The 11362-nt window shown below is 42.9% G+C and carries 12 protein-coding genes; 1 reads left to right on the top strand and 11 read right to left on the bottom strand.

The annotated features are described in order from the left end of the window. Positions 1-21: 21 nt before the first annotated feature. Positions 22-1575 (top strand): NAD(P)/FAD-dependent oxidoreductase, encoded by a 1554-nt coding sequence (locus tag ACFSTG_RS04770; protein ID WP_380748987.1) that lies wholly within the window; start codon positions 22-24, stop codon positions 1573-1575. A gap of 18 nt (positions 1576-1593) precedes the next feature. Here the strand turns inward: ACFSTG_RS04770 and ACFSTG_RS04765 are convergent, their stop codons facing one another. From ACFSTG_RS04765 to sufB, 11 genes are all read right to left on the bottom strand, one after another. Further along, on the bottom strand, positions 1594-2322 hold the full coding sequence (locus ACFSTG_RS04765) for a hypothetical protein (protein WP_380748985.1): 729 nt from the start codon (positions 2320-2322) through the stop codon (positions 1594-1596). A 92-nt stretch (positions 2323-2414) separates the two neighbouring features. Beyond that, on the bottom strand, positions 2415-3644 hold the full coding sequence (gene hflX, locus ACFSTG_RS04760; protein ID WP_380748983.1) for a GTPase HflX: 1230 nt from the start codon (positions 3642-3644) through the stop codon (positions 2415-2417). Positions 3645-3774: 130 nt separating this feature from the next. After that, entirely contained in the window at positions 3775-4671 is an 897-nt protein-coding gene (locus ACFSTG_RS04755; protein ID WP_380748981.1) for a DUF3078 domain-containing protein, read from the bottom strand. A 3-nt stretch (positions 4672-4674) separates the two neighbouring features. After that, positions 4675-5178 (bottom strand): DUF2480 family protein, encoded by a 504-nt coding sequence (locus ACFSTG_RS04750; RefSeq protein WP_380748979.1) that lies wholly within the window; start codon positions 5176-5178, stop codon positions 4675-4677. Positions 5179-5234: 56 nt separating this feature from the next. Continuing rightward, on the bottom strand, positions 5235-5558 hold the full coding sequence (locus tag ACFSTG_RS04745; protein WP_380748977.1) for an SUF system Fe-S cluster assembly protein: 324 nt from the start codon (positions 5556-5558) through the stop codon (positions 5235-5237). Between the two features lies 1 nt (position 5559). After that, on the bottom strand, positions 5560-5985 hold the full coding sequence (locus tag ACFSTG_RS04740; protein ID WP_380748976.1) for a SufE family protein: 426 nt from the start codon (positions 5983-5985) through the stop codon (positions 5560-5562). A gap of 50 nt (positions 5986-6035) precedes the next feature. Beyond that, a complete protein-coding gene (locus ACFSTG_RS04735) occupies positions 6036-7280 on the bottom strand; it encodes an aminotransferase class V-fold PLP-dependent enzyme (RefSeq protein ID WP_380748974.1) in 1245 nt (414 codons plus the stop codon). A 27-nt stretch (positions 7281-7307) separates the two neighbouring features. Beyond that, complete coding sequence (sufD, locus tag ACFSTG_RS04730) at positions 7308-8621, bottom strand: Fe-S cluster assembly protein SufD (RefSeq protein WP_380748972.1); 1314 nt, start codon at positions 8619-8621, stop codon at positions 7308-7310. Between the two features lie 75 nt (positions 8622-8696). Continuing rightward, positions 8697-9452, bottom strand: a complete 756-nt coding sequence (sufC, locus tag ACFSTG_RS04725) for a Fe-S cluster assembly ATPase SufC (RefSeq protein ID WP_380748970.1) — start codon at positions 9450-9452, stop codon at positions 8697-8699. 35 nt (positions 9453-9487) lie between these two features. After that, entirely contained in the window at positions 9488-9886 is a 399-nt protein-coding gene (locus ACFSTG_RS04720) for a hypothetical protein (RefSeq protein WP_380748968.1), read from the bottom strand. 4 nt (positions 9887-9890) lie between these two features. Continuing rightward, a complete protein-coding gene (sufB, locus tag ACFSTG_RS04715) occupies positions 9891-11336 on the bottom strand; it encodes a Fe-S cluster assembly protein SufB (protein WP_380748966.1) in 1446 nt (481 codons plus the stop codon). Between the last annotated feature and the right edge of the window lie 26 nt (positions 11337-11362).

Below are 11362 nucleotides of genomic sequence, written 5' to 3'. Positions count from 1 at the left end.
TTGCCAAAAAATTAATTTCCAGTGCAACGTGAACTTTCCATACAGGTTACTCCTGAAACTGCCGTTAATGCAGAGGCTTTAAAATACTTTATTTCCCGGGAAGAGGGAATTCCGTTGGCTGAAATAAGACATATTGAAGTGCTTAAACGGAGTATTGACGCCCGCCAGAAAAAGGTCAAAATTAATCTGAAGCTGGAGATCTATATCAATGAGGATTTTCACGAAAGAGAAGTAAAACTTCCGGAGTATAAAGACGTGACGAACGCCCGGGAAGTTATCATTATTGGGGCCGGTCCTGCAGGATTGTTCGCAGCCCTTCGTTGTATTGAGCTTGGGGTGCGTCCTATTGTAATAGAACGGGGTAAAGATGTTAGGGCAAGAAGAAGAGACCTTAAAAGGCTGAATATTGAACATGTCGTTAATGAAGATTCCAATTACTGTTTCGGGGAAGGTGGTGCCGGAACATATTCTGACGGGAAACTTTATACCCGAAGTAAAAAACGTGGTGATGTTAACCGTATTCTAGAACTCCTGGTTGGTTTTGGCGCCACAGACCAGATCCTGGTAGAGGCGCACCCCCATATTGGAACAAATAAATTACCGGCCATAATCCAGGATATAACCAAAACCATCATTGAACATGGTGGTGAGGTGCTTTTCAATTCCCGTGTTGTCGACCTTCTGGTCCAGGATGAAGAAATCAAAGGAGTGACCTTAATGGATGGCCGGAGAATAGGTGCAGAAAAAGTCATTTTAGCTACGGGACATTCCGCCAGGGATATTTTCACCTTACTATACAATAAGAAAATAAGGATTGAAGCAAAACCTTTCGCATTAGGGGTGAGGGTGGAGCATCCGCAGGCTTTGATCGATAAGATCCAGTACCACACCGAAAACAGGGGAGAATGCCTGCCGCCTTCTTCATACAGTATTGTGAAACAGGTTGAGGGCCGGGGAGTGTATTCCTTTTGTATGTGCCCCGGGGGTATCATCGCGCCATGTGCTACAGCGCCGGGAGAGATCGTTACCAACGGCTGGTCACCCAGTAAACGGGATCAACCCACTGCTAATTCAGGGATTGTCGTAGAGGTGCGGCCCGAAGATTATAAAAGGTTCGGGACTACTCCTCTTGCTGCGATGTATTTTCAGCAGGAAGTAGAACAAAAAGCATGGGAGGCAGGTGGGAGAACCCAAACCGCACCTGCACAACGCCTGGTAGATTTCTCCAACGGGAAACTTTCATCCAGTCTTCCGGTTACCTCTTACAAACCCGGAATAGCTTCTGTTGAACTGGGATATGTCCTACCTGATTTTATTTACAGAAGCCTTCAAATAGGTTTCAGGGAATTCGGGAAGAGCATGAAAGGTTATTTTACCAATGAGGCTATAGTACACGCCACAGAGTCGAGGACATCCTCCCCGGTGCGTATTCCACGTGATCCTGCCACCCTGGAGCATGTGCAGATAAAGGGGCTGTATCCCTGCGGAGAAGGGGCGGGTTATGCCGGGGGAATCATTTCCGCAGCAATTGATGGTGAAAAGTGTGCGGAAAAAGCAGTTCTGGCAATGGGTTAAAAATCTGAGCTTCTAAAACTACTTTTTTGTGTATGCTTTGTTATAGGGAGACCAGATCTCGTAAATAGGATCTCCTTTGGAACTTGATCCTGTATGGTGCCATTCATCATCAACTACTTCAAAATCAAAAGACAATTCTGCTCCTACCCGGCTGTCGTCCCGGGAGAAGAATTCGATATTTTCGGTATAGACCCCGTCTGTGGCAGTATAGGTTCCGCCTCCGGTTCCGGAAAATTCACGGGTATCAGAATTAAATGCTACCCATTGAAAACGATCACCACCAAGTATCTTGATCGTTCTTCTTGCGCCGGGCGTACTTCTTTTCATTTCTCCATCCCTTTTTCTTCCGGTGATCACCCAGTTGCCCGAAAGGGAATTCCTGCTGTCTGAGATCTTTTGCCAAACTTCTGTTTCATCCTCTTTTTTAAGGGTCAATAAGTCATCTTCCAGCTCAAGCACATAGGTTTTTTTTCTTCCAACCATTTCAGGGTCTGCAGTATAAAAATCAAAGGCCTCTATATAATTTAAACCTTCGGCCGAGTATTCCCCGCCTCCTGCCGAGAGGAATTTATTGGTGCCAGTCTCTTTGGTTCCGAAGGCAAAATAGCCGTCCTGGTAGATCTTAACGGTTTCCTGATCTGTCACCGGTTCACCATTTTTTTCAATCATTTCCCAGGATCCCTGAAGATCCTGAGCAGAAAGCATTCCGAAGAAAAACAACAAAGGTAGAATCAACAGCTTTTTCATGTCCTTTAAATTTTGTGTCTTTTAAAGTTAATGATTTTCAATAAAAAACCCCTGAAAAGCTCAGGGGTCAGAAATATCATTTTTATACTTTTTTATTCTTCTTCTCCGTTATCCACATAAGCGTCATATTCAGGATAAAGGAAGTTGTTGTAGGGGAACCTGGTAATATGGATCTTTCTTACCGCTTCGTACACTTTTTTCTTGAATTCCTCAAGGTTCTCCTTATTAAGGGCTGAAATGAAAAGCACATTGTCTCCCAGGCGGTTCATCCAGGTCTTCCTCCATTCGGCTAAAGTATAATGCGAAGTAGTCTTTTCGGTCATCAGGTCATCCTCTTCGATCTTTTCTGCTTTATAGGCATCGATCTTATTGAAAACCATAAGAGTTGGTTTGTCACCACTTTTTATCTCTGCAAGGATCTGGTTTACCGATGCAATATGGTCCTCAAAATTGGGATGAGCGATATCTACCACATGAAGCAGCAGGTCTGCCTCCCTAACTTCATCAAGGGTAGACTTAAAAGATTCCACCAGCTGGGTGGGTAGCTTTCTTATAAATCCAACGGTATCTGTAAGCAGAAAGGGCAGGTTGCGTATTACCACTTTTCTCACTGTGGTGTCAAGTGTAGCGAAAAGTTTGTTTTCCGCAAAGACCTCACTTTTACTGATCACGTTCATCAAGGTGGACTTCCCAACGTTGGTGTATCCTACAAGTGCAACCCGAACCAGCTGTCCGCGATTTCCACGCTGCACTTCCATTTGCCGGTCAATGGTTTCAAGTTTTTTCTTTAGGAGAGCGATCTTATCCCGTACGATACGACGGTCAGTCTCTATCTCCGTTTCCCCTGGTCCGCGCATTCCTATACCACCACGCTGTCTTTCAAGGTGGGTCCACATTCCCGCAAGGCGTGGCAGCAGGTATTGATATTGAGCAAGCTCAACCTGGGTACGTGCATAACTGGTAGTGGCACGCTGGGCAAAAATATCGAGGATAAGATTGGTTCTGTCCAGAACCTTGCAGTTGAGGATCTTCTCTATGTTCTTTTGCTGAGCCGGTGATAGTTCATCGTCAAAAATGGCAGTTCCTATTTCATTTTCCTGTACAAAATGCCTTACCTCATCCATTTTTCCTGTACCTATGAAGGTCTTGGGATTTGGCATGTCCATTTTTTGGGAAAATCGCTTTACGACCTCCCCACCTGCAGTATAGGTAAGAAACTCCAGCTCGTCAAGATATTCGGTGAGTTTTTCCTCGTTCTGTTCCCGGGTGACGATCCCAATCAACACAACTTTTTCGTATTCTAAATTGCTCTTTTCTAACATAAATGTATTTGAGTGTACCTACAAAGTTAACCATTTGGGAGGGATACCTTAAGCCGTTTAGAGCTTCCCTATCTTAAACATTCCCTAATGTTTTAGGTAAAGGATATCGTATAATTTTTCCGGGAAACACTTAGAAGGTGACGTTAAAAGCCGCTCCAAAAACTTCTCTTATCTGGAAGGCGCCAACGATATTGTCATCATAGATTGCCTGGAAAACAAGATTGGCAGACAGGAACTTATTAATGGTCATCTCCAGGTTCATGAGATAATCAATATCAATATTGCCCGGTTTATCCAGGTAATTGGAATATAGATTCACTGAATTTTCCATAGAGACATTTTCAATGAGCGCAAATTTTGCGTAACCAGTAAAGGAAGCCCCTAGTTCAAACCTGGAACTTTCCCCTTCTTCAACTCCATAGTAACTTTCATCTACATATCCCGGAACGGTGGTGAAATCTTTATCGACAAAGATGAATCGTGCCGTTGCAGGTGCAATATTGAACCAGAGGTCATCACTCTTTTTCCACATCATACCGGGTCCAAACTGGAGGTATGCCGGAGAAAGGAAATGAGTGGTTTCGGTCCTTAATTTTTCACCTGTCACAGGATCTTCAAAATATTCATAGCCCTTTGTAAATTGGGTTCTGAAATTGGCAAAAACGGAATAATACCAGTTTGAATCTGGCAGCTGTTTCCCTGCAATCGAATTGATCTCCATCCGGTCACTGGTCTTTCTGTAGAATTCGTCTCCATTTAGTTTTGTAAGTCCGTAATTCGCCAGGAATTTATTATCCCATGTGAAATTACCTTCACGATAGTGAAGATCGTAATCAAGGAGGAGGTTTCCGGCAATACTTGAAGTTCCTCCCCCGGTCCATTCCTTGTTAAAGGCAGACTGATTGAACAGAAGCTGGAATTTTCCTTCAGAATTCCATCCTTCCGGAGGTGGTGCATCTTCTTCAGCTTCCTGTGCAGAAGCCATTAAACCGAATAAAATAAAAGCAGAAAGTAAAAGTTTCCTCATAATTTACCTTTTAAAAAGAGGCACAGAGGAGCAGGCCTCTCCATACATTATACTTTTGGCTACAGTTTGTAATTTATTTGTTACCTGAAGATAGGCATTTTTCGGAACAGGCTTCCGCGAACAACCCTTAATTATAACAGGCAAATCCCTGTACTTCGTCTCGTCAAGGTGCAGCAGTGCTTCAGTATAAAGGATTGTTTCAAGCATTTCCAGGTCTCCCACAACAACTTTTTTGGCAACAGGGGCCAAATAGGTACTTAACAGCATATATGCCCACCCGGGTACAATAGCATCAGAGGAGCAGGTAAGAGCAACATAACAGTCTTCATATCCTGACCAGTCATGTGCTTTGGCTGTCTCCCGGAAATCTTTTTCCCTCAGTACAAGTCCTTCCAGTAACCAGTCCTTAATATCAAATACAATTCTCTTTCCTTCAGGATAAAGATCCTCCAGATCAAAAGTAATGAGTTTGCTATTGGCTACCCTGTTTACTATTTCCTCTTTCATGGTTTTCGCAAATTGATTTAACCAAAAATCCCTCCGGTGAGGAGGGAAGATGGTAATTAAAGCATTCCCAGTTCCAGTTTTGCTTCCTCACTCATAAGCTCCTGCGTCCATGGCGGATCAAAGGTTATCTCTACCTCGCAGTCCTTAACCTCGTCCATAGATTTTACCTTTTCCTCAACCTCCATGGGCATGGATTCTGCTACGGGGCAATTGGGGGTGGTCAGGGTCATAAGGATCTTAACCTCGTCATCTGTATTGACCATTACGTCATAAATGAGTCCCAATTCGTATATGTCAACAGGAATTTCAGGATCGTAAATGGTCTTTAGGACCCTCACGATCTTTTCTCCTAAAACTTCAGAGTTTTTTGCGTGTTCCATTTTATTTTAATTGTGTTTGGTATGCCAAAGCATACATCTTTAATTGTTTGATCATGCTAACAAGTCCGTTGGCACGGGTGGGCGATAGATGTTCCTTCAAACCTATCTCGTCGATGAATTTAGTGTCAGCTTCGATAATATCTTTTGGGTGCTGATTTGAAAATACCCTGACCAAAACAGCAATGATACCTTTAGTGATGATCGCATCACTATCTGCCGTAAATACCAGTTTATCACCTTTCATTTCTGCATGAACCCATACCTTGCTTTGACAGCCTTTAATAAGGTTATCATCGGTTTTATATTTTTCTTCAATCAGTGGAAGGGATTTACCGAGTTCGATCATGTGCTCGTAACGCTGCATCCAGTCATCGAAGATCTCGAATTCTTCTATGATTTCTTCCTGTATTTCTTTAATAGTACTCACTTTTTCTTTTTTTCTGCGGATGGGCTGCAATTCTTTACAGCTTCCGGGATTTAAGATAACATATTCTTTGCCCTTTTTACTGCCTCTACAAAAACATCAATCTCTTCCTTCGTATTGTAAAAAGAAAAAGAGGCGCGTACGGTTCCCGGTATCTTGTAATAATCCATTACAGGTTGTGCACAATGATGACCGGTGCGAACTGCTATACCCAGTTTGTCTATTATTGAACCAATATCATAAGGGTGAATGCTGCCTATATTGAAGGAGATCACTGCCGTTTTTTCTTCGGAAAGACCATAGATCCTAAGATCTTCTATCTCCAGAAGTTTTTGGGTAGCATATTCCAACAGTTCGTGCTCATAAGCTGCGATCTTCTCGAAACCGATGCTGTTCATATAATCTATAGCTGCTCCAAAAGCAATTCCGCCACAGATATTTGGTGTTCCTGCCTCAAATTTATGGGGCAAACCGGCATAAGTTGTTTTTTCAAAGCTAACCGTCTCGATCATTTCCCCACCTCCCTGATACGGAGGTAGTTTTTTCAACCATTCTTCCTTTCCGTAGAGAACCCCAACCCCGGTGGGTCCACACATTTTGTGAGCAGAGGCTACATAGAAATCTACATCCAGAGCCTGTACATCGGCCTTAATATGGGGTGCGGCCTGCGCTCCGTCTAAAAGAACAGCCGCTCCTGCTTCATGGGTTTTCTCAATGATCTCTTCTACAGGATTCACGGTTCCCAAAGCGTTAGACACATGGTTGACGAAGACCAGTTTAGTTTGGTCTGAAAGTAAGTTATAAAATGCCTGCATGTCAAGTGTGCCGTTCTCAAGCATTGGGATCACTTTGAGGAGGGCTCCTGTGCGTTCGCACATCATTTGCCACGGCACAATATTAGAATGGTGTTCAAGAGCAGAAACAATGATCTCATCTCCCTTTTGAAGCAGGGAGGCGAAGCCATTGGCAACTAAATTAATAGCATGAGTGGTCCCTGCTGTAAAAATTATCTCGTGTGACCGGGCTGCATTGAAATGCTTCTGTATTTTTATCCTTGCCTGTTCATAGGCATCTGTAGCTTCTTGCGAAAGACTGTGAACCCCACGGTGAATGTTTGCATTGTAACGTGAATAATAATCAACAATACTGTCTATTACTTGCTGCGGGGTTTGGGAAGTTGCAGCATTGTCAAAATACACCAGCGGATAGCCGTTGACCTTCCGGGACAGGATTGGAAAATCCTTCCTGATGGATTCAACATCAAAATCAAAATGCGGTCTTTTTGCAGCAACTTTCATATAAGGTAAATAGAGTCGGGAGGTAGATTAGATATTAAAACCCACGTTTACCCCGAGTTTTTCAGCAATAATATTATTGATCCTTTTCTTAAGTTCGGGGATCTTTACACTTTCCAGCACGTTATTGGCAAAGGCATACATTAGCAGCGCTCTTGCCTCAATTGCGGGAACTCCCCGTGATTGCAGATAGAAAAGTGCATCGTCGTCAAGCTGTCCTATGGTACAACCGTGGCTACATTTTACATCATCTGCAAAGATCTCTAACTGAGGTTTTGAGTTGATAGTCGCCTTGTCATCCAGTAGAATGTTGTTGTTAGACTGGAAAGCATTGGTCTTCTGAGCTTCCTTTTCAACTACGATCTTTCCATTGAAGACCCCTGTCGAACTTTCCCCGAAAACACCTTTATAATCCTGATGACTTTCGCAATTAGGTTGTGCATGGTGTACCAGGGTGTTGTGATCAACATGTTGTGACCCCTGGATCACGGTAACCCCTTTAAGGGTGGAATCGATCCTTTCTCCTTTCTGGTAGAAATTAAGGTTGTTACGCGTAATATTTCCGCCGAAAGAAAAAGTGTGCACAGAGCAAAAACTTTCACGTTGCTGTTCTATATAAGTGTTGTCTATAAGAGATGCAGAAGTATTGTCATTCTGGATCTTATAGTAATCCACAATTGCACGCTTGTCGGCAAAGACCTCTGTCACAGAATTGGTAAGCACGGGATGATCTGTAAGGCTCTGGTGCCTTTCTATGATCTGCACGTGTGAATTCTCTCCAACTACAATGAGGTTTCTCGGTTGTACAAGAAGTGCAGATTCATTTCCTGTTGAAAAATTGATGATCTGGATAGGTTTATCTGCCATCGTGTTTTTCGGGATATTGATATAAGCACCTTCGTGAGAGAAAGCAGTATTAAGAGAGGTAAGGCTTTCCTGAGGGGCAACCTTACTAAAATAATTATCAATTACCGGCTTGTATTTTGAACTGTTCATCGCCGATGACATGAGACAGGCATCGATCTTCTCATGTGTGGTAGATGATAGATGGGAAGAATAGATCCCGTCAATGAACACTATTTTATAAGTGTCTATATCATCGATGAAATATTTCTCAACATCCCTGTATTCAATAGTCTCCTCTTTCTTCGGAAATACAGTATAATCGTGCTTCAGGATCTTGTTGAGGGAAGTATATTTCCAGGCTTCCTGTTTTTTTGAGGGAAAACCGAAAGCTTCAAAATCTTTTATAGCGCGGCTCCTTATCTCGTGAATGTCTGTATTCATGTCGACGTTCTCTTCAAAAGCCAGAAAAGAGGATAATAATTTATCTTTTAATTCCATTTTATAAATTTTTTCTTTCCCCAAATGGGAAATTTACGGTGTCACAGCAGTCAATCCGGGATACGGAATTCCTGTTTACTGCGCGCTCACTTCTTCCTTGATCCAGTCGTAACCTTTTTCTTCAAGTTCGAGGGCAAGTTCTTTACCTCCAGATTTTACGATCCTACCGTCATACATCACATGTACAAAGTCTGGCACAATATGATCAAGAAGTCTCTGGTAATGGGTAATTACCAAAGTGGCATTATCTGGGCGTCTCAGTTTGTTAACTCCTTTGGCCACGATGCGCAGAGCATCTATATCAAGACCAGAATCTGTTTCATCAAGAATGGCCAGCTTAGGTTCAAGCATTGCCATCTGGAAGATCTCATTTCTCTTCTTCTCTCCTCCCGAAAAACCTTCATTAAGGGAGCGGGAAAGGAATTTGCGATCAATTTCCAAAAGTTCAGATTTTTCCCGGATCTTTTTCAGCATTTCATTTGCCGGCATATCAGGCTCTCCTTTTGCCTTTCTGTTTGCGTTGATAACCGTTCTCATAAAGTTGGTAACAGACACCCCTGGAATCTCAACCGGATACTGGAAAGAAAGGAATACTCCTTTATGAGCTCTTTCTTCCGGAGCAAGCTCCAGAAGATCTTCCCCTTCCATAATGATCTCACCACGGGTTACTTCATATTCTTCCTTCCCGGCTATAACAGAGGATAAGGTACTTTTACCTGAACCGTTAGGCCCCATAATGGCATGTACTTCTCCTGCGTTTATTTCCAGGTCGATGCCTTTCAATATTTTAAGACCTTCTACTTTGGCGTGTAAATTCTTTATTTTAAGCATAGTTTCTATTGAATTTCCTGCACTGCAGGGTTTTTCTAATTGTTATTGAGGGCAGGTACACTGCCACTGTCTGGTTTGCGTTCGGGGATCTCCAGAATTTCTCTTATCTGTACGAGCTCATCCCACCCCTCTTGCCGGGGGTTTTTAATGATCTTGGCTTTTACCACTATTGGCACCATATCAAAATCGTCTCTTTTTAGAGGCTCCACCTTTTTGACAAGATCCAGGGCTACCGAATCAAGTTCTACCCCGTAAATGAAATTTCTTCCTTTAAGAACGGCGGCATCAGCCAGGTATATGAATTCTCCTTCTATAGTGGTTAGGCTGTCTTTCGCAACTTCAGGGATCGCTTCATTGATTTCTTCCCGGGAGTCATTTCCGCAGGAAGACATTATGAATATTCCAATAAATATTGCTAAAAGCTTTGCTTTCATTTCTTTATCCTACAGACCCTTCAAGGGATATTTCCAATAATTTTTGCGCCTCTACGGCAAATTCCATGGGTAGTTTGTTAAGCACTTCCTTGCTAAACCCATTCACGATCAACGCGATGGCTTTTTCGGTATCAATACCCCTCTGGTTACAGTAAAAGATCTGGTCTTCACCAATCTTACTGGTCGTGGCTTCATGTTCCACTTTAGCCGACTTGTTTTTAGCCTCTATGTAGGGGAAGGTATGTGCACCACATTTGTTCCCCATTAAAAGGGAATCACATTGGGAGAAGTTACGGGCATTTTCTGCCCTGCTGTTGATCTGTACCAGTCCGCGATAACTGTTCTGGCTTTCGCCTGCGGAAATACCTTTGGAAATGATCGTGCTCCTGGTGTTTTTCCCAATATGGATCATTTTTGTTCCGGTATCTGCCTGCTGAAAGTTGTTGGTAACGGCTATAGAATAGAATTCCCCTACCGAATTGTCCCCTTTCAATATACAGGAAGGATATTTCCAGGTCACGGCAGATCCTGTTTCTACCTGGGTCCAGCTGATCTTGGCACCGGTTTCACAAATACCTCGTTTTGTAACAAAATTATAAACCCCGCCTTTTCCTTCTTTATTTCCGGGATACCAATTCTGAACTGTAGAATATTTGATCTCCGAATCATCAAGGGCAATAAGTTCAACTACCGCCGCGTGTAACTGGTTTTCATCACGCGAAGGAGCTGTACATCCTTCAAGATAACTCACATAACTGCCTGCATCTGCCACCACCAGGGTACGTTCAAATTGCCCGGTACCTGCCTGATTGATCCTGAAATAGGTGGAGAGTTCCATGGGACATCTCACGCCTTTAGGGATATAACAGAATGATCCGTCACTGAATACTGCTGAATTCAATGCGGCATAGAAATTATCTTTTTGAGGAACCACGGTCCCAAGATATTTTTTGACCAACTCAGGATGTTCCTGAATGGCTTCAGACATTGAGCAGAAAATGATTCCTTTTTCAGCCAGGGTCTTTTTAAAGGTGGTGGTAACCGAAACCGAATCCATAACCACATCAACCGCAACTCCTGCCAGCTTCTTTTGCTCATCAAGTGAGATACCAAGTCTCTTGAAGGTGTCCAGTAATTCGGGATCTACTTCATCAAGACTGTCATATTTTGGTTTTTTGCTGGGAGCCGAATAATAGGAGATATTCTGAAAATTAGGTTTTTCGTAACGAACATTTGCCCAGTCTGGTTCGGTCATTTTTTCCCAGGCTCTGTAGGCCTCGAGTCTCCAGTTGGTCATCCACTCGGGTTCGTTCTTTTTCTTAGAGATCGCCCTTACAATATCCTCGTTCAGACCGACGGGAAAAGTATCAGATTCAATATCAGTGTAAAAACCGTATTTATATTCTTTATTGTCGAGTTCCTTTTTTAAGTCGTCTTCAGTATATGCCATGTTGTTAATTTAAGGTTTAAGGCAAA

Origin of the sequence: Salinimicrobium flavum, assembly GCF_042684505.1 — a bacterium.
GTDB lineage: Bacteria > Bacteroidota > Bacteroidia > Flavobacteriales > Flavobacteriaceae > Salinimicrobium > Salinimicrobium flavum.
This window is presented reverse-complemented; position numbering and strand designations above follow the sequence as displayed.